21 protein-coding genes are annotated in these 22,859 nt (G+C 39.0%); 12 read left to right on the top strand and 9 right to left on the bottom strand.

The window, feature by feature from the left end:
- The first annotated feature begins 7 nt into the window (after positions 1-7).
- From CH362_RS07910 to CH362_RS07885, 6 genes are all read left to right on the top strand, one after another.
- Positions 8-2,425 carry a hypothetical protein gene (locus CH362_RS07910; protein ID WP_100709828.1) on the top strand — a complete coding sequence of 806 codons (2,418 nt, stop codon included), beginning with the start codon at positions 8-10 and terminating at the stop codon, positions 2,423-2,425.
- Positions 2,426-2,512: 87 nt separating this feature from the next.
- Positions 2,513-3,031, top strand: a complete 519-nt coding sequence (locus CH362_RS07905) for a DUF1993 domain-containing protein (RefSeq protein ID WP_100709827.1) — start codon at positions 2,513-2,515, stop codon at positions 3,029-3,031.
- Positions 3,032-3,326: 295 nt separating this feature from the next.
- Positions 3,327-3,644 carry an ArsR/SmtB family transcription factor gene (locus tag CH362_RS07900; RefSeq protein WP_100709826.1) on the top strand — a complete coding sequence of 106 codons (318 nt, stop codon included), beginning with the start codon at positions 3,327-3,329 and terminating at the stop codon, positions 3,642-3,644.
- The gene (locus CH362_RS07895) at positions 3,631-4,119 is read left to right on the top strand and encodes an SRPBCC family protein (RefSeq protein ID WP_100709825.1); all 489 of its coding nucleotides are present in this window, start codon (positions 3,631-3,633) and stop codon (positions 4,117-4,119) included. Before CH362_RS07900 ends, CH362_RS07895 begins: the two co-directional genes overlap by 14 nt.
- Positions 4,120-4,248: 129 nt before the next feature.
- Positions 4,249-4,719 (top strand): MarR family winged helix-turn-helix transcriptional regulator, encoded by a 471-nt coding sequence (locus CH362_RS07890; protein WP_100709824.1) that lies wholly within the window; start codon positions 4,249-4,251, stop codon positions 4,717-4,719.
- Between the two features lie 68 nt (positions 4,720-4,787).
- Complete coding sequence (locus CH362_RS07885) at positions 4,788-5,966, top strand: thiolase family protein (RefSeq protein WP_100709823.1); 1,179 nt, start codon at positions 4,788-4,790, stop codon at positions 5,964-5,966.
- Positions 5,967-5,992: 26 nt separating this feature from the next.
- On the opposite strand, the gene CH362_RS07880 is transcribed toward CH362_RS07885, so the two are convergent.
- Positions 5,993-6,901 (bottom strand): NHL repeat-containing protein, encoded by a 909-nt coding sequence (locus CH362_RS07880; RefSeq protein WP_244280523.1) that lies wholly within the window; start codon positions 6,899-6,901, stop codon positions 5,993-5,995.
- A gap of 28 nt (positions 6,902-6,929) precedes the next feature.
- Here CH362_RS07880 and CH362_RS19395 point away from each other — a divergent pair, with 28 nt between their 5' ends.
- On the top strand, positions 6,930-7,205 hold the full coding sequence (locus tag CH362_RS19395) for a hypothetical protein (protein ID WP_244280522.1): 276 nt from the start codon (positions 6,930-6,932) through the stop codon (positions 7,203-7,205).
- Between the two features lie 85 nt (positions 7,206-7,290).
- Here CH362_RS19395 and CH362_RS07875 read toward each other — a convergent pair whose 3' ends face one another.
- The 7 genes from CH362_RS07875 to CH362_RS07845 form a co-directional block, all read right to left on the bottom strand.
- Positions 7,291-8,901, bottom strand: coding sequence for a glycerol-3-phosphate dehydrogenase/oxidase (locus CH362_RS07875; protein ID WP_100709821.1), 1,611 nt, complete (start codon positions 8,899-8,901; stop codon positions 7,291-7,293).
- Positions 8,898-9,746: a phosphotransferase family protein gene (locus tag CH362_RS07870; RefSeq protein ID WP_100709820.1), complete on the bottom strand. Its 849-nt coding sequence runs from the start codon at positions 9,744-9,746 to the stop codon at positions 8,898-8,900. The genes CH362_RS07875 and CH362_RS07870 overlap by 4 nt, the downstream gene beginning before the upstream one ends.
- A 75-nt stretch (positions 9,747-9,821) precedes the next feature.
- A complete protein-coding gene (locus CH362_RS07865; protein ID WP_100709819.1) occupies positions 9,822-10,172 on the bottom strand; it encodes a DUF3147 family protein in 351 nt (116 codons plus the stop codon).
- A 68-nt stretch (positions 10,173-10,240) separates the two neighbouring features.
- Complete coding sequence (gene amt / locus CH362_RS07860; RefSeq protein ID WP_100709818.1) at positions 10,241-12,376, bottom strand: ammonium transporter; 2,136 nt, start codon at positions 12,374-12,376, stop codon at positions 10,241-10,243.
- Between the two features lie 74 nt (positions 12,377-12,450).
- On the bottom strand, positions 12,451-12,849 hold the full coding sequence (locus tag CH362_RS07855; protein WP_100709817.1) for a GFA family protein: 399 nt from the start codon (positions 12,847-12,849) through the stop codon (positions 12,451-12,453).
- Between the two features lie 8 nt (positions 12,850-12,857).
- A complete protein-coding gene (locus CH362_RS07850) occupies positions 12,858-13,286 on the bottom strand; it encodes an SRPBCC family protein (protein WP_100709816.1) in 429 nt (142 codons plus the stop codon).
- Positions 13,283-13,699, bottom strand: coding sequence for an ArsR/SmtB family transcription factor (locus tag CH362_RS07845; RefSeq protein WP_208859559.1), 417 nt, complete (start codon positions 13,697-13,699; stop codon positions 13,283-13,285). Before CH362_RS07845 ends, CH362_RS07850 begins: the two co-directional genes overlap by 4 nt.
- Positions 13,700-13,725: 26 nt before the next feature.
- Here CH362_RS07845 and CH362_RS07840 point away from each other — a divergent pair, with 26 nt between their 5' ends.
- The 3 genes from CH362_RS07840 to CH362_RS07825 all read left to right on the top strand — a co-directional run bounded on the left by CH362_RS07840 (position 13,726) and on the right by CH362_RS07825 (position 16,608).
- Positions 13,726-14,427: a lysozyme inhibitor LprI family protein gene (locus CH362_RS07840; protein WP_100709815.1), complete on the top strand. Its 702-nt coding sequence runs from the start codon at positions 13,726-13,728 to the stop codon at positions 14,425-14,427.
- Between the two features lie 291 nt (positions 14,428-14,718).
- Positions 14,719-15,681, top strand: coding sequence for a lipin/Ned1/Smp2 family protein (locus CH362_RS07830; RefSeq protein ID WP_100709813.1), 963 nt, complete (start codon positions 14,719-14,721; stop codon positions 15,679-15,681).
- A 153-nt stretch (positions 15,682-15,834) separates the two neighbouring features.
- Entirely contained in the window at positions 15,835-16,608 is a 774-nt protein-coding gene (locus tag CH362_RS07825; protein WP_100709812.1) for an MBL fold metallo-hydrolase, read from the top strand.
- Positions 16,609-16,686: 78 nt separating this feature from the next.
- On the opposite strand, the gene CH362_RS07820 is transcribed toward CH362_RS07825, so the two are convergent.
- Entirely contained in the window at positions 16,687-18,252 is a 1,566-nt protein-coding gene (locus CH362_RS07820) for a helix-turn-helix domain-containing protein (RefSeq protein WP_100710230.1), read from the bottom strand.
- 85 nt (positions 18,253-18,337) lie between these two features.
- Here CH362_RS07820 and CH362_RS07815 point away from each other — a divergent pair, with 85 nt between their 5' ends.
- Together CH362_RS07815 and CH362_RS07810 are read left to right on the top strand one after the other, a co-directional pair.
- Positions 18,338-21,583, top strand: coding sequence for an efflux RND transporter permease subunit (locus CH362_RS07815; protein ID WP_100709811.1), 3,246 nt, complete (start codon positions 18,338-18,340; stop codon positions 21,581-21,583).
- Positions 21,580-22,794: an efflux RND transporter periplasmic adaptor subunit gene (locus CH362_RS07810; RefSeq protein ID WP_100709810.1), complete on the top strand. Its 1,215-nt coding sequence runs from the start codon at positions 21,580-21,582 to the stop codon at positions 22,792-22,794. The genes CH362_RS07815 and CH362_RS07810 overlap by 4 nt, the downstream gene beginning before the upstream one ends.
- Positions 22,795-22,859: the final 65 nt, after the last annotated feature.

Raw genomic sequence — 22,859 nt, 5'->3', positions numbered from 1 at the left:
AAGAAAAATGAAATATTATTCTTACAGGGTCCTATTTTTTCTTCTTTTCTTTCTATCAAATATATATTGTTATAAACCGCCACAAGCATCTACACTTTTAGATCTTTTCACTTTAAAAACAGATATAGATGCATTCAATACTCCTATCAAAGTTTTTGTCCAAGTTTCGGGCTTAAGTTCAGGAACTCTTACTGTTTCCAATCTATTAGGAGAAACTTTGGATTTTCCGAGTAATGGGTCTAAAACATTCCCCACACTGGTCAAAATGGGAAATGAATATTCAGTTTCCGTAATAGGAATATCCGGAGCTTCTGTCCAACAACAATGCAAGATCAGCAATCCGGATGGACCAATTATATATCCAAGAACTGTAATATTTATAAGTTGTGGAAAAGTATTCTATGATCTATCAGTCAAAGTGATCGGTTTAGATCCTTCGATTGCAGGAACTTCTCCTTTAGTTCTCCAGAATCAATCTGATAAAATCACTTTTACTGGAGATGGAACAAAAACATTCGCACATAAAGTAGGAGATTCCGCAAATTATTCCGTTAGTTTTGTATCGATTCCTACAAGTCATTCCTGCTCTTTTATTCCGAATGGTTCGGGAAATGGAAACATGTCCGGGGCCGCACTAACTCTTCTTCTGGATTGTATTTCCATTTTAGAAATTTTTCCTAAGTCCAAGATATTGACTCCGAATGGTAAAGTTTCTATCCGGCTTTCTTTTCATGGAGTAGATCCTGGGAGTTGTAGTTTCGATCCGATTATAATTGCTGGAAAAAATAATGTGGCTTCTCTTGGGAATCCACCAAGTATCACTTATCCTTCCGGTCCTGATGACGATACAATTGTAATCCTTCCGAATTCTCCAGATAAATGGGGACCTCCTGGAAATTCATTTTTCGAATTAATCGGTTGTACTGCAAAAAGCATTCCTATCCAAAATGGAAATCCAATCCATTATGATTTTGTAACTTCTTCGAATATTCGTTTAGTAGATGAAAATAATGGAATAGATGATCCAGGATGTGGAACGGGTTTTGGTCCAAGTGCTTTCTGTAGAAGTATAGAAAAAGGTGTCCAAGAATGCGATTTAAGTGGATCTATTTGTTCAGTTTTTGTTGCAGAAGGAAGTTATACTCCCATCTCCCAAATTTTCTTAGGAGGAACTACTTCCCTATTCGGTGGATTTGCTCCTGGATTTCCGGATCTGGATTCTGATCCAAGCATTCATCCTACAAGAATTGTAGATGATACTCTTTCCAGTTGTGGGACTTCCTTCTCAAATTTTTGTAATGCAATTTTGATCTCCACTACCTCTTTAAGTTCTCCCACTACAAATCTTTCGGTGAGCGGCTTTCAAATACAGATGAATTTGATAGGAGATTATTCCACTGGGATCCAAGTTTTAGATTCAAGGAACAATCTAGGACAAATCATTATTTCTAAAAATATGATTTTTGGAAATGAAACAAACTCAAATGGATTTGGGATCCGTGCAGGACTCATAATCAATCAATCTGATAATGTGATCGTGACTGAAAATTGGCTAAGAGGAGGTTCAGGAAGATCTCATTCTATAGGAGCAATGTTAGAAGGATCCGGTTCCGCTGCACAACCTATCATACTTTCCAGAAATATTTTAGACGGACTGGTTAGTATAGAACCTGCAGGATTTAGCGCAGGAGTTTGGATAGAAACAGGAATTTTTGAAGGAGCGATCATTTCAGAAAATAAAATCAATGCTTATCAATACTTAAATCCAAGTTTGGTTTCTGAAAATTCTTATGGGATCATCTTTACTGACGCAGTAGATTCTAGTAATATTATAAATAATGATATTTATATAGGGAATTCTACAAATTCTTCCATTGGAACATCCGCAGGAATATTTACTCAGGCAGGATTCGGAATTCATAAAATTCTAAATAACCAAATTTTCTCCAGAAATTTAGCAGCGAATAGTGCTGGGCTTATTTTTGGAAGTCCTCCAGAGACACCTTCGGTCATTCGAGGAAATAATTATTTTGTAAGTGTTCCAGTTGTCATAGGTTTCGACCAATATATCTTCTGCGGAAGCACATTAAACCAAGAAGATTGTGCTCATCCAATTTCTGGACAATCTGTAGGAGACTTTTCCAATAGTTACGGTGCAGATCCTAAATTTGCAGATACGATTGATATAGAGAAGATCTGGAATTTTAATCTTCCCGTTGGAATTCCAACATCCGCAAATTCTCCATGTTCCTCTATCTATGGTGGAGTTGATCTAAATACAATTACACTTCCGATCACTGCATTCCCATTTATACAAACTGATTTTTATGGAAGCATAAGAACAAATTCGTCCAGCCCATTTACTCCATCCGGAGCCGGATCCATTTCAATAGGCGCAATAGAATCAGATTCAGATTGTTTCTGAAGTTTTATACCAAGGACCAATAAAATTTACAACAATCCAATCGGATTAAAGGCTTGCTGGATCCTTATCGGAGCTTTCCATGGAAGTATGTCAGACATTTCGATTTACGAAATCACAGTAACACAAGTAATCAAAAATTTAGATCATCTAAAACGATTTATAGATAAGGGCAAAAGTTTCGCCGAATCCAAAAAGATCGAAATAGATGTTCTATTAAACTCAAGACTCGCTCCGGACCAATACAATTTTATCCGCCAAATCCAGTTGGCCTGCGATACAGCAAAATTAGGTGCAGCTCGCTTAACCGGAAAACAATTCCAATCTCATGATGATAAGGAAAAAACTCTTTCTGAAATAACAGACCGGATCGATTCCGTTGTAGGCATTCTGAAAGGGCTGAAACCGGAAGATTATAAAGACGCTTCCGATATTAAAATTTCTCTACCTCGTTGGGAAGGCAAATCCCTGACAGGAAAAGAATACGCTCTTCATCATATGATCCCGAACTTCTTCTTTCATATAGTAACTGCTTACGATATTCTCAGACATAACGGAGTCGAACTTGGGAAGAAAGATTATCTGGGAGATTTTCCTTTTAAATCATAGATTTCAATTTTAAAGAGTCTGGGCGCCTGCCGTTTCACGGCACCGGACTCTCCGCTCCAATCAGCGGTTCGCCATAAACGGCGCACCGCCGGATTTCCGCTTCGATTCCTGGCGCTGGGCTGCAATAAACTCACACAAAGCCGCTAAGATCGCAAAAATTCCCAAATGTAGTAACTTCGACATCCCCAAACTTTTTTCCCAAAATTCTCATATTTTTTAAACTTAGGTATTTACCTAAGTTTATTCTTATGCTATAGTTAGGTAAGTGCCTAAGTATAGTAACAGTCTGGATAATATGTTTCATGCTCTTGGGGACCCCACAAGGAGGTCCATTTTAGAACGTTTGAGCATGGGGCCCGCGACCGTAGGAGAATTGGCAGAGCCTTTTAAAATGGCCCTTCCATCTCTCATGCAGCATTTAGGTGTGTTGGAAGATTCTTCTCTGGTTCGTTCCGAAAAAGTGGGTCGTGTAAGAACTTATAAACTTACCCAAGACACCATGAAAGCGGGAGAAGACTGGTTTGTCAGACAACGCACCCATTGGGACAGAAGGCTCGATCAACTGGACAGTTACTTACTTGAAATGAAGGAGAAAGAAAATGGCAAAAACTAACTATTACCAACCGGACCCAAAAACAGATCTAGTTCTTGAGAGGATCGTGGATGTTCCTACAGAGCTTGTTTGGAAAGCATGGACCACTCCGGAACATATCCTAAAATGGTTTACCCCTGCCCCTTGGAAAACTATCGATTGTGAGATCGATCTTAAGCCAGGTGGGATCTTCCGTACAACAATGTTGTCTCCGGAAGGACAAGAATTCCCGAACAGTGGATGTTTTTTAGATATCGTTGAAAATGAGAGACTTGTATTCACAGATATTTTCGAACCAGGTTTTAAACCTACTGTTAGTGGCGGATTTTTTACAGCGATACTTACATTAGAAAAACATGGTAATGGAACTAAGTATCATGTTCTTGCTCGTCATAAAGACGAAGAGACGAGAAAAAAACATGAAGAGATGGGCTTTCACGACGGTTGGAACGCAGCTCTAGACCAATTAGTAGAACTCATGAAAGCAGTTCGCTAAGAGTTAAGTATAGACGATCATCTAAAATCGGGAAAATTACCTTCCGGTTTTAGCTGGTCTTTCTTAGCTCTATGAGCATTTTTAAGCTTGACCCGAGAATAGTGCATACACACCATTTGGTCAGAAGATATGAAAACTAAACCTTCCTCTTTAGAACTCAAAAAAATAGGACTATCTTGTCTAAACGTAAGTTTAAGAAGGACTGCAAGATTAGTTACTTCCTATTATGATTCTATACTTAAACCTTCTGGGCTTAGGATCACACAATTCAGCATCTTAGTAGGAATTGGACATGAAGAAGAATGTAGTATCACAGATCTTTCTAGGCTCACTGATATTGATAGAACAACCCTGCAAAGAAGTTTAGAGATCCTAAAAAGGGATAATCTGATCCGGATAGAAAAAAAAGAAGCAGGGAATATCCGAAATCTTTCTCTTACTAAAAAGGGAGAAAACAAATTAGCAGAGGCTATTCTACTCTGGGAAGAAGCACAAAGCGAGCTTACTAAATCATTAGGAAAACCTAAATTCCAGGAAACCTTAAGGATACTTTCAGAAGTCAGAAAAATTCCAGTTCTGGAAACCCAAAACCAGGTCTAATGAATAATTGAATTTGATAGACTTTTAAGCAATATATAGTGCATATACAACATATGAGGAGACAAAAGATGGTAGTCATAGTGGACGGGGTAAGAACACCTTTTGGAAAATTTGGCGGAGGATTAAAAGACTATAGCTCCTCTGACTTGGCAGTGATTACTGCTAAAGAAACTATTCGTAAAACTGGAGTGGACCCATCTAAAATAGAAGAATCTATTTATGGAAATGTAATACAGGACAATAAAGACTCTGCTTATCTTGCTAGACATATCTCTCTTAGATCCGGGCTTGCAGAACAATCTAGTGCGCTTACAGTTAATAGGCTCTGTGGTTCTGGACTCGAAAGTATTCTAATTGGAGCGCGCAAAATTCTCTCCAAAGAAAACGATCTTATCCTCGCCGGAGGAACAGAATCCATGAGCAATGCTCCCTTTGTATTAAAAGGTGCCAGATGGGGAAACAAATACGGGGATACAATTGCAGAAGATAGATTGGCCCAAAGTCTCACAGATTGTTTTGCAGATCTTACCATGGGAATGACTGCGGAGAATATCTCACAACATTTTAAAATCTCAAGATCAGAACAAGATGAATGGGCCGGAATTTCTCAAGTAAGAGCGGAGAAGGCCACAAAAAGCGGAACCTTCTCCTCTGAAATCATACCCATTCAAACTGGAGGTAAAAAACCTTTCTTACTAGACAAAGACGAACAAATCAGAGGAGAAGAATGTTTACCTCAATTGAAAAATTTACCAACTTCATTTTTGAAAGATGGGACAGTCACTGCAGGAAACGCATCAGGAATCAATGATGGAGCAGCCTCTGTTCTACTCGCTTCAGAAGGTTGGGCAAAAGAAAACGGATTAAAACCGTTAGCCTCCATATTAGGTTATGCTAATGTGGGTTGCGATCCTAAAATGATGGGATTAGGACCGGTGTTCGCAGTTCCAAAGGCTCTCCAAAATGCAGGACTAAGCCTGGAAGATATAGATCTTTTCGAGATCAATGAAGCATACGCTTCTCAAACCTTGGCAGTGATCAAAGAATTAGGATTGGATCCAGAAAAAACAAATGTGAACGGTGGAGCAATCGCTATCGGCCATCCACTTGGAGCAAGTGGGACCAGAGTAACATTAGCACTCGCTTACGAACTCAAACGCAGGAATTTAAGATATGGAGTCGCCTCTCTTTGTATTGGAGGAGGACAAGGAATTGCAATTGTATTAGAAAATTATAATTTTAAATAATACAAAGCGGGTTCGCCAAAAATCTTTTAAGGAAAAAAGAGGGCTCGCCTATTAAAAGAATCAGTTACCCATAGACCGCAAGGAGCAACTACCACAGAAACAACGCTTCCAATATTTTTTGCAGTAGCAGTGCCGTCAAAGCCGGCATTAAAATCAGGTTTGCCAAGAACTCTATCTGCTCCTTGCCCAAGGCTAAACGGAGGGGAGAAACGGACAGCCCTTCCGTTATTCGCATCGGCTACCCAAACTGCCCCATTTGGCTGGATGCTAATTCCATTCGGGCCCTGTAAGGCAAAGCGGCTTGTTCCTCCACCTAAGGTAGAAAAATTAGGCTGCCCTAGAACCATACTTGCCTGCATTCCGGTTGCAAAAGGAGGCTTAAATTGTAAAACCCGATTATTTCCCCAATCTGCAACCCAGAGATTTCCTGCTCGATCGACTGCAACGCCAGTGGGACTGCTTATTGTAGTATTCGACGCGGCCCCGCTTCCTGCGCCACTTAAGCTTAGTACGCCAATTGCTATGTCCGCCTGCATGCTGTTTGTAATGGGCTGTTTATAATGCATAACCCTGTTATTCCAATAATCTGCGACCCAGACTCCTCCGTCATTGGGATCCACTGCGACCCCAAATGGATTATTAAGCTGGTCGGAAGCACTGCCGGAGGCCCCAGTTCCAAGCATCATATCAGGTGAATCTCCAGAACTCATTCCGGGAGCATAATGTATAACCTTGTTCCCAGTTGAAGTAGTTCCGCCAACCACCCATATCCCACCGGTTAAATCCATGGCCATGAGTCTGGCCTCCAATGGATTAGCAGTAAGTATAATATCTGCGTTCGCATTCGTCTGTAAAGGTGAGGGAAAATGCATGATTCTAGAATCGGCAGGACCACCATAAGCATCTGTTATCCAAAGCCCCCCTTGAACGTCCATTGCGGCTCCACCAACACCTCGGAATTGATTGGGGGCCGTTCCAAAAGAACTATTGTCCGTAAAATCCGATTGGCCCAGGACGATAGTAGCCGCTTCTCCGTTCTCAAAAATACTGCAGGAATTTCCAGCCACTCCTCCACAGGTAGAGCTCGTATCATTTAGAAGGAATTTTAAAAGTTGGGTGTTTAAAAATGTATCACTTGAGGGATCACAAGGGTTCTCGGTCGAAATCGCCCCGCAGTTTGCAAAAAATGAGAAACAGATAATATATAATAAATTCTTAATATTATTAGACAAGGGATAAATTCCAGACATTCGATAAGTAATTTAGACGAACTACTTTCGATTGCAAAGCAATTTATTTACCAAGCGAGAGAAAACCAAATCCCTCAAACGAGTAGTCTTCGTTTTAATTTCTGGATCTCTTCCGATCTTTTTTCAACCGACCAATTCCATTCTTTACCTGCAATTTCAGCAACTTTAGAAAGCACCTCATCGGCGGGAAGTCCAACAGTTCCAAGACCTGTTCGTCGGAGGAAAATATCCTTAAGATTCATCGCCATTTCGAAACGAATTGCGTATAGAACTTGAGCTGACAGTTCCCCATCTTCATCTAACACTTCTGATAATTGTTTAGAAGAATTTGCCAATGCCAGAACAGATTCATATTCAGTTCCATAATTTCGGACCAGATACTCTATTGTATTTTTGGCAAAATTAGGATGAGAAGATTTAGCAGTTTCTAAATAAGATTCTATATTTGGGACTTCACATCCTTTTAGGAATTTTTTCTCGGAAACATTAGGTCCTGTTTTTTTAGATGTTTTCTTTTTGATAAGTTGGAATATTTTCTCTGCGAAGTGGCGACTCGTGGTGTATTTTCCACCACCAGCACTAATCAGTCCTTCTATTCCATCCTTAGAATGATCTTGTAATTCTGATTTTCTGGAAGCAGAATAAGTTTCTTTATCTTCTCCCCCGGATTCTGCAAGAGGCCTGAGTCCACCATAAGCAAACTCTACATCTTTTAATTCTAATTTTTCTGAAAGTAGACCGGAGGAATTGATATATTCTAAAAATTCTAAAATACTTTCCCGAGAAAGTTTCCAATCTTCCACCGGCCCATAATATGCTTTTTCAGTCGGCCCAATCATATTCTTTCCTCTCCAAGGAGCAAAACTGAAATGGCCCTTTTTGCCTACATGAAGCACCATGGTATCGAAATATTTTTTTGTGATTAGATAAATTCCTTCTGATCTTGTTTTAGGAACTGGGACTTTTATCTTTTTGGTTCCATTCAAAAAGTCCTGGCTCCAAGGCCCGGATGCATTTACAATTACAGAAGACTTTAATTTTACGTTTTTATTATAAATAATATCTTTTACAACTGCCCCAATAACCCGATTTCCATCAAAGATCAATTCTTCTGCCTTTGTGTAATTGGAAATGAATGCGCCTTCTTGGACTGCCGATTTTAAAAAAGCCAAGGTCAATCTTTCAGGACTTGGCATGATACAATCGTAAAAATAGATCGCTGAATTCACTTCCAAGCCGCGGCTTTGGATCTCTTTTTTAGAAAGCAATTTATGCGCAGGGATTTTTTTGGATTTATCCCAAGTTCTGTTTCTATCAAAAGAAAGTAGATCGTATACGAATAGACCGACTCTCTCCAGAACTCCCGGATTCGGAAGGATCATCGGATAAGGGTATACCAGGTTTGGAGCAATATTAGATAAGATCCTTCTTTCTTTGAGAGCCTCCCTGACTAAAGACAAATCGAAACGTTTTAAATATCTTAGTCCACCATGGATCAGTTTTCCTGTGGCAGATGATGTTGCTCCTCCAAAATCTTCTTTTTCTACCAATGCAACGGAAAGTCCCCTGCTCGCCACTTCATAGGCCAATGCGGAACCAGTGATCCCTCCGCCTATGATCAATACATCAAAGTAAGCCTCATCGCCTATGTTTTCGATAAATCGTTCTAATTTTTGAGGACTCATTTACCTGCCTTAGAAGAAGAAATAATCTCTTTGATCTCTTTTTGGAGAGCCACTCTTTCACTTTCTATATTCCAAAGTCCTAAACGAAAAATTAATATAGAAAGTCTCCATTTTTCTATATCTTTCCAATCCATTCCAGAAACAGAGAGATATCGTTTTAAATAACCTTTTAAGATGAACTTTCGAACTATATTATAAAATATCACTTTTAGAAATGGAGTTCCCGGCCAAAGCTCAGCGTCTTGGAATAGAAAAACAGTAGAGGCAACATCCGCAGCGGGATCTCCTTTTAAGGCGGTCATCCAATCTATAATCACAAAAGAATCTTTTGTAACGACCACATTCTCAGGATGAAAATCCAAATGTAAAATAGAAGAACCTTCAGGCAGATTTTCGATAAGTCGTTTTGCGACCTTCTTCTCTTCTTTGTTCAAAAAAGAAAGTGGCTCTCGAGAAAGAACTTGAATTGCCTCTGATCTGATATCCTTCATCTTCTTAGTTTTTTTATTATGCAAATCCAGATGAAGGTCTGCGAGTATTTTAGAAAGACTGAAAAGTGCCAGAGGGTTTTTGTCCGGAAGTTTGGTAAGGGAAATCCCATCCAATCTATCAAAGATCAACCCTTTCCTATCTCCAATCTTAATCTTCTCATAACATTTCATGGAAGTAGCACCAGACGAGAAAGCTATTACAGAATTAGAATATTCAGTATCTACTTCAGAAGAAGGGAATTCTTTAAAAAATAATTTTAAGATCTTGTTTGGTCCATATTCCGAAATTTCGGCGGACCTACCTATTGCGAGTGATTTTCCAGGGCTTGGTTGTTTTGTTTTTTTAGTAGGCATGATTCTCTTCTATATACTTTAGCAAAACTGATTCTATACTCACATATTCGTGAGCAAGAAGTAATTTCAGTAATTTTAAATAAGTTTGATACCGAATTTTTCAAGAACGTAATTAAAGGAAATGAAAAGTAAAACAGTAAGTAGAACGCAAGATCCAAGTGCAGACCAAAAACCGAATGTAGAATACAGTTTAGGAAACACCAAAAACATTGGCAAAGTAGGGATCACAAACCAGAAAGTATAATATGCATGATTAGATATCTTTTCAGGATCTGTTTTTTCAAACTGCAACCATAATAATGTCAAAATGGTCACCAAAGGAAGAGAAGCGATCAAGGCACCCGCTCGATCATTCCTACGAGCAATTTCAGAAATTAAAACCACTAATGCAGAAGTCACTGCGTATTTAAGTATAAGATATAACATAGATCTTGAGAATTATCAAAGTAGCAATCTATCGATTTTTCACAAGTTTATAAATAGGATGTAAATTTCTATTTTTTGGTTTTTCTACTGATCCCTAAAACCGAAATATCATCTTGTTTGGGAGATCCATCAAGAAATTCATCTAACTTTTTTAATATTTGGTCGATCCCTTCTCCAATAGGAATTCCTTTTAGATTTCCTATGATCGCTTCTACCCTTTCTTCTCCAAACTCTTCTTTTTGAGAGTTCCATTGCTCAAAAAGACCATCTGTAAAAAGTATTACCTTAGAATCTTGTGTAAATTGTATCTCATTGGAAGTATATTTAGTGTTCGGGATAACGCCCATGATCCTTCCAGTTTTTTCCAATGAGTGAATATCTTTGTCCTGGATCAAATATTGAGGCACATGTCCCGCGGAAGAATATCGGATCAAATTCATATTTGTATCTATGTCTACCACGATACAGGTAAAAAATTGATTCAGGTTTTTGAATGTATGTAAGAATTCATTGTTTAAATGATATAAAATTTCAGTAACACTATAAATCCCGCGCTTTAAGGATTCATAAATTGCTTTGATCGCCATAGTCAAGAGTGCAGCCTGCACACCATGCCCAGTTGCATCTGCAAGAAATACTCTGGTCAATCCAGGACGAAGTTCCATTATATCAAAAAAATCTCCCCCGACTTCTGTAAGAGGAAGATATCTTACTGTAATTTCCAAATCTCCCGTAAGCTTATCTTCTTGGGAAATGATCCCAGATTGGATCTTTCTAGCGGTAGATAGATCACTTTGTAGTAAGCTTAGGTTATGTTCTAACTCTACGGCTAAAGTTTCTTTTTCTTTAATATTGGTTCTGATCTTATCCAAGACCAAGTTATATCTTTCTGCAATCTGTCCTACTTCCGTAAATGGTTCTATAGAAAGATCCTGGCTTAGATCCCCAGTTTGTTTCTGGTATTCCATTTCTAAAAATAGATCTATTAGCTCAGTAGTGGCTCTATGTTCTGTATAATTCAGGCCTTGGTATTCATTCTGGGGAGAAACTCTTAGGCTATAAAAACGATGGATAATAAAAAGAAGAGGATAACTTACTCCAAAAGAAAGAATCGCACAAGAAACAACACCAAGTAACTGAATTAAAATCTGGGTACTTCTATCCAGTCCAGTACCTAAAATAGAGAGATCTCCAAAAAATCCGACTGCCAAGGTGCCCCAGATACCGGACACTAGATGAACAGGAATCGCTCCCACCGCATCATCCAATTTCAGCTTATCTAAAATAACTCCTGCTTCGAACATTAGAATTCCTGCAACTAGTCCAATCAAAAGTGATTCAATAGAATTAACCGCATTACAAGGAGCAGTGATTGCAACAAGGCCAGCCAATGTTCCGTTTAAAGGAAGAGTAGCTTCTGCATATTTTAAACGGATCCAACCATAGATCAAACTGGAAGCCATTCCTCCAGAAGCAGCAAACATTGTATTTACAATGATCTTTGGAACTTCGGAAGTGAAAGCAAGAGTGCTTCCCCCATTAAATCCTATCCAACCAAACCAAAGTATTAATGTTCCAAGCATAGCAAGCGGAAGATTATGCCCAGTTATCTTTCGGACAGAACCATCCTTGCCATATTTTCCGGTCCTGTTTCCAATGAGTATCATCGCAGAAAGCCCAACCCATCCACCAACACTATGGACTGCAGTAGAACCAGCAAAATCCATAAAACCAAGATGAGCAAGCCAACCTGTGAATTGATTCCAATCTTGTAGATCTCTTCCCCAAACCCAATGTCCGAAAATCGGATAGATCAAAGAAGAAATGATTGTAGTAACAATGATATAGGCACCGAACTTCATTCTTTCTGCAACAGCGCCAGAAACTATAGTGGCTGCGGTCCCGCAGAACATGAGTTGGAATAAAAAGAAAACAGAAGTTTCTGGACTTGTTTTTGAAAAATCAGGAAAGAACATATCCTTTCCAATCCAACCATTATAAGTTGCACCGAACATAAGCCCGAATCCGATTGAATAGAAAACGAGAGTAGCAATACCAAAATCTGTAATATTCTTAATGGCTACGTTAATCGAATTCTTAGTTCGCGTTAGCCCGGATTCTAAACATAAGAACCCGGCTTGCATAAAGAATACCAATCCCGAAGAAAGAATGATCCAAAGAATGTCGAAATTCGTTTTAGGCATCGAATTTCTTATTTCGTAAAATGATAAACGAATTGGCAAGAAGCATTTCTGCCAATTCTATGATATACTAATCTTTAAAGATGTGAGATAAACTCTGGCTCCCTGTCCCAGCGATCATGTAATCCATCATAGTAGCTGATTGGAGCTCCCGCCCATTCCTTAGGGTCTAGATCATCCAACGCGCCCAGATTGATAGCGATATTTTTACCACCCGCTTCGGGAACATCTCCCCATCCACCGATACCTACTCCACAATGTTTGCAAAATATTCCGTCGATCCGAGTCGAATATACGGTAAGCTCTTCCTCTCCGTCCAAATATTTAAAGTTTTCAGGTTTTACAGAGACTCCCCAAAATCTTCCTTTTACACAACTCGTACAGTTACATTTAAAGGTTCCTTGGGCCAGATCTATCCAAGCCTCGAAGCGGACCTTTTTACAACGACAACTTCCTAAGTATTTTCTTAAAGCCATAATATTTCTCAAGAGAATTGAAGCTCAAGGTTTTCCAATGTACTGATCCAACCTTGTTTATGACCTTCCATAGAACTTTCGTTAGAAAGTTTTTCATGAGTCAGGAATACTTCAGTTCCTTCTCCCTTGTCCTTAAATACAACTGTAACAAGAGTGTTACCTTGGTCCGGTCCTTCCCAACTATGAGTAAAAACAAGTTTTTCGTTTAATATGATTTCTTGATATATCCCTGTAGCGATATAAACATCTCCATTACCGAGCATAGAGGTCCTAAATTTGCCTCCTACTTTAAAATCCATCTGGATCTCTCCGATGCTTAATTCCTTAGGACAGCCCCATTTTTTCATAATTTCAGGGTTGATCCAGGCTTCGAAGACCTTCTCTCTTTTGGCCTTGATAAACTTAGATATTTGCAGTTTGTATTCTGCTGTTTTCATTCTATTTCCTCCAACAGTTCCTTGAGAGAATCCAACTGATCCTCCCAGAATTTCTTATAATATTGTATCCATCTATCCGCACTCATCATCGCCTTTCCGTTCAGGCTTAAATAGGAGAAGGAACCTTCCTTTCTTCTATTCACTAACTTTGCCTTTTCCAAAACCTTAATATGTTTAGAAGCAGCAGCTAATGACATTTCGAACGGTTTTGCGATTTCTGTGATCACCCTCTCCTTTTTAGAAAGGCTTTTTAGCATTGCTCTTCTTGTAGGATCTGACAATGCCTGGAAGATCAAATTGAGGTCGTATTTCCTGGATTCAACCATATGGTTAAATGCATAACATAGACCAACAAATGAGTCAACCATTTGGTTGAATGTTTTTGGATTTTTTATCAGAAAAATTATTGCCATAGACCGTTGTTCGATAAAATTCCTTCATGCGCCTTCTACTTTCCTCCACTTCACTACTCTTAATTACATTTTCTATTTTTTCCAAGTCATCCGAACCCGTAGATCCTTGCTCTAAGATCAAAAACAAGAATGATCAGAAAAAATGTTATTCTAAGGAATACCAGACAGCAGACAAAGAATTGAATGTGACTTATAAAAAGATAAGAGACGGTTTATCGGAATCGCAAAAAGAAGATTTAAAAAAATTGCAAGTTCTTTGGATCGGATACAGAGATGGGGTATGCGAAGGACCTATGTATGCTTCGGATGAATCTGGTATAGAAACAATTATCTGTAAAACTGGAACGACTGCAGAAAGAACTAAATATTTAAATCATGTTTGGAAATTCGGCACAGCTTCTAAAGAAGGATTGGGTTCCTATACGGATGGTTTCGGAGGTAGTTTAAAACTTTTCAGGGATAAATCGACTAAGGATATCCAATTTTCTTTCGAGGTTGTTAGAGGTCCTACAGCTCATTTAGGAGAAGTGAGCGGAAATTGGACTCCAACCAAAGAAGGCAAATGGACCTGGGCTTCTACCAAGGATTGTAAATCAGAAGATCCTGATTGTTGCTTATTGGAATTCGAATATTTTCAAAATAGAATAGAGGTAGAAGAAGTTTCTTGTTCTGCATATCACGGAGCAAGAGCTTATTTCGGCGGAAGTTATAGATATGAATTTAAATAAAAAAGTAGAACGCGAAACAGTTTGGTTTCGAACTGAAATTAGTATGGCAATCTTTATTCTTTATATATTTCTTATATATGACATATATAATTTATTTATAACAGTTGCATCTCATTCAATCATGTATTCGTATTTTATATTTCTGCAGATTGTCACAGTCGTATTTTTAGTTTCTTCTTGCTCTGCATATCTAACTCCAATATATTCGCCGCTGTTTGGATAATTTTTGTAATCAGTTTACAAAAATTTTTCGAAAGAACTTTAAGATGAAAAAAATATTTGGAGATCCCTATGCGATCCTTTTTGTTAGCCTTGTGCTTAACTGCGTTCTCAGGTGGCCTTTGGGCAGATTGTCCGGACTACACCACTCCTTCTAATCCACCTAGTTTTTCAAAACCTACCAAAAGAAGTTTTCGAAATTTCGGAAATACTATCTTAGCTGGTTTGTATGTACCTTATCATATGGTTTATGATACGATCGTGAAATCAGGATCAAATGCAACTATGGTTGGTAAATTTGATTATGACGCTGTATTTCACAAAGATTTGGAAGGTGAATACATTCATGTTTATATCTATGGAACTGCGATGAGTGGTTGGACCTATGTTGGTCGTTATACTACGAATGGTGACGGAAAAATCACTGCGAACTTAGGCATTCGTGCAACTGGTGATTATATTGTTCGTATGGTGGTAGAAGGTGATCTGTCTAGTGCTGATGGTTATTTAACTGTGGCTGATCCTGGTCGCCAAACTGTTCTGTTCGATGTGGACGGAACCTTGACCACAAACGATTTTGAAGCTCTTGCAGATTATGCAGGTATCAAAATTGCGGACGCTTATTACTATGCTCCCGAAACTGTGAATGCATATCGTAATAAAGGATATCAGATCGTTTATTTAACCGGCCGTCCTTATTGGAATACAAAAGATACTCGCGAATGGTTCCCTTCCAAAGGAATGAAGTCTTGGCATTACCATCCTAGTTCTGATTATTTAGGTGCGAATGTTCAGGCTTACAAAACTGATTATATCAATTATTTGCGCAATACCGTTGGCTTGGATATTATTCGTGCCTATGGAAATGCGACTACTGATATTGCGGCATACGCAGCAGGTGGTATTCCGAAATCGGATACTTGGATTATTGGAGAAAATGCAGGTAAAGAAGGAACCCAGTCGATCACTGGAAATTATTCTCTTCATTACAATACTGTAGTAGCAAGTACTCCTCAATCTTCTTCCTGTTATTGATAAACTTTATTTGAATTAGGAATGCCTTTATAGTGAGGCATTCCTAAAAAGAATTTTAGAGAATCATACTATATTGACCTTCGGTCTATAGATGTACTTATCTTTACAAACCTCTAAAAGAAAAATATTCTGGATCGAAAATTAGGAGAACTTATGCAATCCATCCAGAAACTTTTTCCAGGTAAGAGAATTATTACCGCCCTTGTCCTTGCTTTTACACTCGCCTACTGCGCAACAACAGAACCAAAACCTAAAATCGAGATCCCAAGTTCTAAAACTTCTATCCAAATCCAGCCAATCTTTCATGGAAGTCTAGTTCTGACAATTGGCGATAAGACAATCTATGTGGATCCTTCTTGGGGAGGAGAAAAATATAAGGATCTGAAAAAACCGGATTTGATCCTGATCACAGATATTCACCCTGATCATCTGGATCTAAAAACTTTAGGAGAGATCGCAACCAAGGAAACTCAGATCATCGCTCCGGAAGCTGTTGCGAAAGAAGCCAAAGAATATACAAATATCACTCGTTTGAAAAATGGACAATCCACTTCAGTAGGTGATATAAACTTCTCCGCTATTCCTATGTATAATATTACCAAAGAACATTTGGATAAACATACTAAAGGAAGAGGAAATGGTTATCTCATCAAGTTTGGTGGAAAGACAATCTATATCTCCGGTGATACTGAAGATATTAAAGAAATGAGAGCTCTGAAGAATATTGACATCGCATTTCTTTGTATGAATCAACCTTATACAATGACCGTAGAAAAAGCTGCAGACGCAGTGAAAGACTTTAAACCTAAAGTTGTGTATCCATACCACTACCGCGGAAAAGACGGATTAAGTGATACTGAAAAGTTTAAGGCACTTGTAAAAGAGTCCAGCCCTTCTACAGAAGTTGAATTGATCAACTGGTATTGATCTATTAATCAATAGTTTCGAAAAAGAGAATCTGATTTTTCTTTTTCGGAACTTCTTCCATTATCCCTACAAATCAAATTATTCTTCAGAAGAATCTGGCGAAGCTGATTTTTTGAATTCCTGAGGAGTTAGCCCTGTATGTTTCTTGAAAGTATCATAGAAGGAGGACTTAGATTGAAAACCAACAGAGAACGCCAAATCCAGTATATTTGCAGAAGGATCGTTTAGAATAATCCGTTTAGCTTCTTCTATCCTATATTTCTTAAGCAGGTCGGGAAAAGAAATATTTAACACTTGGTTCAGAAGTTCCGAAACCTGATGCACTGATAATCCCAACACAGCAGCAAGATCGCTGATCCTCAATTCTTCTTCTAAATAGATCTTGTCCTCATCCAAAAGTTTGTTCAATCGAGCCAATGTGATGTCTACATTGATCCCAACGATCGTAGATTTTTTCTTTCCTGATATGTCTGAAGATGTCTTATCGATTTGGAAATTCCTAAGTTCTTCTCTTCTTAAAGAAATCTCATATTCCAATTCTCTGATTCGAGTCCGAACGGAACGACTTGTTAGGAATATATTTACTGGAACGAAAAATGCTATAAAGAATAAGAAACTTTTTCCATCGAAGGAAAAGAATGCCTTATATGAAATGATATTTAATAATTCTATCGCAAGTAAAGAGAACATTCCAAATACAAACCAGCGTGTTTGGATTGTTTTTCGTCTTGTGGCAACAAGACTTAGAACGATTGCAGTGCTTGTTACAGCCAAATAGAATATTGTAAAGGATCTGGAAATAAACTGCCTTGGGAATTGAGTAAAACTTAAAGCGATCATGATCGCAGTCAGAATATTTACTATATTATAAAAGTACCAAACTGGTTTGAAATTCTGCCTGATCTTTAAAAAATGAGAAACCCAAAGAGTGCCTGAAATGATCAGGTATCCTATCATGATCTTCTTCCCTAAAGAAAGAGGGAAACCAAAACCTGGAAAGAGATAACGAGAAGCTATCCCTGACACAAATAAGAATGTAAGCCCCATACCAAAGGAGAAGAGGATCTGGTACAAGATCCATTTGGAACGAAGACGAATATAAGAATTGATTAAGTAAGCAATCTGAACGATCACAAGTGCCAGAAGTGAAAATACAATCCCTGAGTAAACTGTGGAAATGGAATATAACTCTTCTGCGCTTACTAAACGAACCTCTGAAAGTATATAATTCCTAGACTGTATCCTAATATTGATCTCTTGGCTTTCCTCCAGAAATTTCCGGAGAGGAAAAACGGGGAATATCCCTGGGATCAGCCATTCCTTCACCGGATGAATAAAACCTGCCTGTAAACAGTCTCCTTTCAGATCGCAAACCTGAACAGAATCCAAAAGACTCCAAGGAAAGATCAAAAACTCTGTTTTGGATTCCTCTGGCAAATTGCCTATCCGAAAGCGTAGATCAATCGGTTCAGGATAAAACCCCCAATCGAGCAGTACTGAGAAATCATCTATCTGCTTCCAGTGAGTTTGGTCCGAGTCCTGGATCCTCAGATGCCCTACCTTCTTCTCATCCCCTTGGGAATAGATCTGGGCAGAAATCCCTAAAATCAGGATCCAAATTAGAAATACTTTTATTCTAGACATATTGATCATTCAATAATCCTGTCCAAACTTATAAACCGGGACGATTTTCTCCATCTTAAATGATACTAATATATGAGGAAACAAAATGAATGAAATCGTTCTCATTGCTCTAAAAAGACCCTACACCTTCGTGGTCCTCGCTATTCTAATCCTATTCTTCGGGATACAATCCATTTTCAAGGCCCCTACAGATGTTTTTCCAAACATCAAAATACCGGTGATTTCGGTAGTATGGGGATACCAAGGTATGCTTCCGGAAGATGTTGCGGGAAGGATCACCTACTTTTTTGAAAGAGCATTAACTAGTACTGTAGAAGGGATCAAAAGTATTAATAGCAGATCCTATTACGGAAGTAGCATTATCAATATCGAATTGCAACCTCATACAGACCTTGCAGGTGCGGAAGCGGAGGTGGCTGCGATTTCGCAGACAGTAGTCACGTCCTTGCCTCCGGATATTTCTCCGCCTATGATCATGAGATTGGAGGCGTCTTCTGTTCCGGTCGCGATGCTCCAAGTTACATCTGAGAAGATGACTCCTGCGGAACTTTATAACCTCGCATTCATGAGGATACGTTCTCTTTTAGTTACAATTCCTGGCGCAATCATTCCTCAGCCTTATGGAGGAACTCCTATGCAATTGCTTGTCTCTCTAGATAAGCAAAAACTTTTGTCTAGGAACCTTTCACCGATGGACGTATTCAAGGCGTTCAATGAACAAAGTGCTGTGTTACCTGCAGGAGACCAGAAGATCGGTAAGACCGACTGGATGGTAATGACAAATGCAATCCCAATCCATGTAGAAGATTTTAATAATATTCCAATCAAAAGAGTTGGGAATAGCACATTCTTCATGAGAGATGTTGCAAGTGTTGCATTAGGCGGCCCTCCTCAAATGAACTCAGTTCTCGTAGACGGAAAACAATCCGTATTGATCGTTGTGATGAAAAGTGGTGATGCATCCACTCTGGATGTTGTAGACGGAATTCGTAAGACCATGCCAAGGATCAAAGAGATCTCTCCGGACGACGTAGAGATCAAATTATTAAACGATGCTTCCGTTTTCGTTAAGGATTCTATTGAGAATGTTGTTCACGAAATGGTATTGGCTGCGGCTCTTACAGGACTTGTGGTATTACTCTTTTTAGGTTCCTGGAGAGCGACTACGATTATTGCGACATCTATTCCTCTGTCTCTTTTAAGTTCCATCATAGGCCTTCATTTGATAGGAGAATCTATCAACGTAATGACCTTAGGAGGTCTTGCCTTAGCCGTGGGGATCCTTGTGGATGATGCTACGGTGATGATAGAGAATATTGATACTCATATTGAAATGGGTAAACCATTGGAGACAGCGATCATTGATGCTGCTAACGAGATAGTAATTCCAACATTCGTAGCAACTCTTGCAATTGTAATCGTCTGGTTCCCTCTCTTTCAATTGAGTGGTGTTTCCGGTTGGTTATTCAAACCAATGGCAGAAGCAGTGGCGCTTGCAATGATCGCCTCCTTCATTCTTTCCAGAACTCTTGTTCCTACCATGGCAAAATATTTGCTAACGGCTCATCATTCTCCTGAAAACGGTAAACACGGATCTCATTCTAAGACGGCTGCAAAACATATTACATATACTAGCACCAAGAAAACAAACTCTCGTTTTGCTTTCATTACGGAATGGGTCGATTTCTTAATACGTTTTCAAAAAGGATTCGAACATAACTTCACTGAATTCAGAGAACGTTATTATATTCTTCTACAGAAAGTAATAGCAGATCGTAAAAGATTTGTGAAGATATTCTTAGCGATAGCAACCGGTTCCCTTCTTCTATTCTATATGAATGGTAGAGACTTTTTTCCTGAGATCAAGGCTGGGACCTTACAGATGCATATGCGTGCACCTTTAGGAACCAGGATAGAAGTTTCCGGAAGGATTGCTACTTTGGTTTCGGAAGATATTAAAAAATTACTTCCAGGCAAGGTAGAGAGTGTCTTGAGTAACTGCGGTCTTCCTGTAGGACCCCATAACCTTGCATTCATTCCTACTCCTACAATCGGTTCTCAAGATTGCGACTTAACAATTTCATTAAAGGATGAAGAATCTCCTGTTTGGGATTACAGACAGACTCTCAGAAAAGGATTAAACGAACTTTATCCAGGAACTGTATTCACGTTCCAACCTGCGGACTTGACTTCAAAGATCCTAAACTTCGGTTCACCTTCTCCAATTGATATTCAGATCAATGGAATGGATCTGGAAAAGAACTTTGAATTTGCTCAAAAACTCCAAGGTAAATTGAAAACAATTCCAGGTGCAGCAGATGTTGTAATCCAACAAACAATGAGCACACCTACTCTTCTCGTAGATGGAAATAGAAGTTTAGGGATTAACGTTGATCTTCCAATGAAATCAGTTGCAGAAAATATGTTACTCGCAACTTCAGGAAGCCAGCAGATAGACCAAGAGTATTGGATGGATCGTAAAACCGGTCTTTCCTACCAGATCAATATCTATGTGCCTCAACCTCAAATGAGAAGGACAGAAGATTTACTTACTGTTCCTGTCAATCGAGGAGACCTACAAGATAATACAGAAAATGGAATACAACTATTAGGTAACGTAGCAAATATCACGCCGACCGGAACTCCAGGTTTAGTAACTCACCAAAACCTTTTGCCTCTCATTGACGTATATGTTTCTGCAGAAGGTAGAGACTTAGGAGGAGTTTTGAGCGATGCTCAAAAGATCATGGACTCTATGAAAGGCGAACTCCCAAGAGGAGCAGCAATTGAGATCCTTGGCCAGGCAGAAACAATGAGAAGCGCTTATATAGAATTGATAGGCGGACTCTTTGTAGCAATTCTTTTGGTCTATCTTTTGATCGTAGTGAACTTCCAATCATGGACGGATCCGTTCATCATCATCACTGCCTTACCTGGAGCGTTAGCAGGGATTGCTTGGTCCCTATTTCTCACACGCACATATATTTCAGTGCCTGCATTAACTGGAGCAATCATGTGTATGGGAACTGCGACTGCGAACTCTATATTAGTAGTTTCTTATGCAAGAGACCGTTTAGAAGTTCATGGAGATGCAGTAAGAGCCGCTATCGAAGCTGGATATTCCAGGATTAGACCAGTGCTTATGACTGCTTCTGCGATGATCATAGGAATGGTCCCTATGTCCATAAGTAACTCCCAAAATGCTCCATTGGGCAGAGCAGTGATCGGAGGATTGGCTGTTGCTACATTCGCGACACTATTCTTCGTGCCTTGTATCTATGCGATCATCTATAACAACCGTGCAAAAATTCAAAAGGAAAGTTCCAAATGATTCCAACAGTACCTAAAAAGAAACTTTTAACACTATCTTCTATCTCATTCGGAGTTATATTCCTGTGCTATATATTCTATCAACAAATACATAGCGCAGAAGAATTCCGAAAGGAAGCCTTGGAAGCATCCATTCCGAATGTTTCCGTAGTAAGCCCTACACCCCCCAATCCTTTGGAAACGATTACTCTTCCAGGAACAGTTCGCGCATGGTATGAGGCTGTGATCTATGCTCAGGTCCCTGGTTACGTAAAGATGTGGTATAAAGACTATGGCGCAGAAGTAAACGAAGGAGACGTACTTGCTCGTATCAAGGTTCCTGCATTGGACGCAGAATATGCACAAGCAGAAGCAGATCTAGATTCTCAAAAAGCAAAATACAAACTGGCAGCGGTTACTGCAGACAGATATCTAGCATTAAGAAGTTCTCATGCAGTTTCGGAACAGTCTATTTCTGTAGCAGTGGCAGATAAAAATTCAGAAGAAGCAAAGCTGAAATCTGCAGAGAAGAATGTGGATAAATATAAGGCCAGGATCAATTTTAAAACGATAGTTGCTCCTTTCAAAGGAGTTGTGATCCAAAGAAATATCAACGTAGGTGATTATGTTAACCAAGAAGGGAATATTGATGATAGCAAAACTCCTTCTAACCTATTCACAGTGGCGGATATCCATAAAATGCGTTTATTCGTATCTGTTCCCGGAACATTCGCTTACTTATTAAAACCTGGATTAGCTGCCGAACTCACCGTGCAACAATTCCCAAATCGTAAATTTATAGCAAACTTTCTTACTATCTCTAAAGGTTTCGATCTGAACATGAGAACTGTAATTGCAGAATTCACGATAGATAATAAGGACAGATCTTTATGGCCAGGTTCTTATGCACAAGTCACTCTCACTGCTCCAGTTAAAAAGGATCTTTTAACAATCCCTTCCAGTTCTTTGGTATTTGATGAAAACGGTACCCAAGTTGCAACTGTCACCCAAGACAATAAGGTACATTTCAAACCAATCACTGTGAATAAGATTATAGATTCTATAATTGAAGTAAGAGATGGAGTTAGCACGAGCGATAGAATCGTGAATAATCCTTCTGCTTCTTTATTGGAAGGTGATCAAGTAAGAGTCGTAGAACCAAGAAACGGATATTCAGATATGAATTCTTCAAAAAAAGAAGATTCAAAACATGAACCAGTAGCATCCAAATGAACCGATCTCGAAAAATATATAAAACAAAAGGGAGAAACATCGTCTTAGGACGATGGATCTCACTC

The sequence above is a fragment of the Leptospira saintgironsiae genome (genome assembly GCF_002811765.1).
GTDB classification, from domain to species: Bacteria; Spirochaetota; Leptospiria; order Leptospirales; family Leptospiraceae; genus Leptospira_B; species Leptospira_B saintgironsiae.
This window is presented reverse-complemented; position numbering and strand designations above follow the sequence as displayed.

What these genes read in the sequence shown, in the direction of transcription:
- CH362_RS07910 (WP_100709828.1), top strand. Translation starts at nt 8, where the DNA reads ATGAAATATTATTCTTACAGGGTCCTATTTTTTCTTCTTTTCTTTCTA.
- CH362_RS07905 (WP_100709827.1), top strand. Translation starts at nt 2,513, where the DNA reads ATGTCAGACATTTCGATTTACGAAATCACAGTAACACAAGTAATCAAA.
- CH362_RS07900 (WP_100709826.1), top strand. Translation starts at nt 3,327, where the DNA reads ATGTTTCATGCTCTTGGGGACCCCACAAGGAGGTCCATTTTAGAACGT.
- CH362_RS07895 (WP_100709825.1), top strand. Translation starts at nt 3,631, where the DNA reads ATGGCAAAAACTAACTATTACCAACCGGACCCAAAAACAGATCTAGTT.
- CH362_RS07890 (WP_100709824.1), top strand. Translation starts at nt 4,249, where the DNA reads ATGAAAACTAAACCTTCCTCTTTAGAACTCAAAAAAATAGGACTATCT.
- CH362_RS07885 (WP_100709823.1), top strand. Translation starts at nt 4,788, where the DNA reads ATGGTAGTCATAGTGGACGGGGTAAGAACACCTTTTGGAAAATTTGGC.
- CH362_RS07880 (WP_244280523.1), bottom strand. Translation starts at nt 6,901, where the DNA reads ATGGACGTTCAAGGGGGGCTTTGGATAACAGATGCTTATGGTGGTCCT.
- CH362_RS07875 (WP_100709821.1), bottom strand. Translation starts at nt 8,901, where the DNA reads ATGAGTCCTCAAAAATTAGAACGATTTATCGAAAACATAGGCGATGAG.
- CH362_RS07870 (WP_100709820.1), bottom strand. Translation starts at nt 9,746, where the DNA reads ATGCCTACTAAAAAAACAAAACAACCAAGCCCTGGAAAATCACTCGCA.
- CH362_RS07865 (WP_100709819.1), bottom strand. Translation starts at nt 10,172, where the DNA reads ATGTTATATCTTATACTTAAATACGCAGTGACTTCTGCATTAGTGGTT.
- amt (WP_100709818.1), bottom strand. Translation starts at nt 12,376, where the DNA reads ATGCCTAAAACGAATTTCGACATTCTTTGGATCATTCTTTCTTCGGGA.
- CH362_RS07855 (WP_100709817.1), bottom strand. Translation starts at nt 12,849, where the DNA reads ATGGCTTTAAGAAAATACTTAGGAAGTTGTCGTTGTAAAAAGGTCCGC.
- CH362_RS07850 (WP_100709816.1), bottom strand. Translation starts at nt 13,286, where the DNA reads ATGAAAACAGCAGAATACAAACTGCAAATATCTAAGTTTATCAAGGCC.
- CH362_RS07845 (WP_208859559.1), bottom strand. Translation starts at nt 13,699, where the DNA reads ATGGCAATAATTTTTCTGATAAAAAATCCAAAAACATTCAACCAAATG.
- CH362_RS07840 (WP_100709815.1), top strand. Translation starts at nt 13,726, where the DNA reads ATGCGCCTTCTACTTTCCTCCACTTCACTACTCTTAATTACATTTTCT.
- CH362_RS07830 (WP_100709813.1), top strand. Translation starts at nt 14,719, where the DNA reads ATGCGATCCTTTTTGTTAGCCTTGTGCTTAACTGCGTTCTCAGGTGGC.
- CH362_RS07825 (WP_100709812.1), top strand. Translation starts at nt 15,835, where the DNA reads ATGCAATCCATCCAGAAACTTTTTCCAGGTAAGAGAATTATTACCGCC.
- CH362_RS07820 (WP_100710230.1), bottom strand. Translation starts at nt 18,252, where the DNA reads ATGTCTAGAATAAAAGTATTTCTAATTTGGATCCTGATTTTAGGGATT.
- CH362_RS07815 (WP_100709811.1), top strand. Translation starts at nt 18,338, where the DNA reads ATGAATGAAATCGTTCTCATTGCTCTAAAAAGACCCTACACCTTCGTG.
- CH362_RS07810 (WP_100709810.1), top strand. Translation starts at nt 21,580, where the DNA reads ATGATTCCAACAGTACCTAAAAAGAAACTTTTAACACTATCTTCTATC.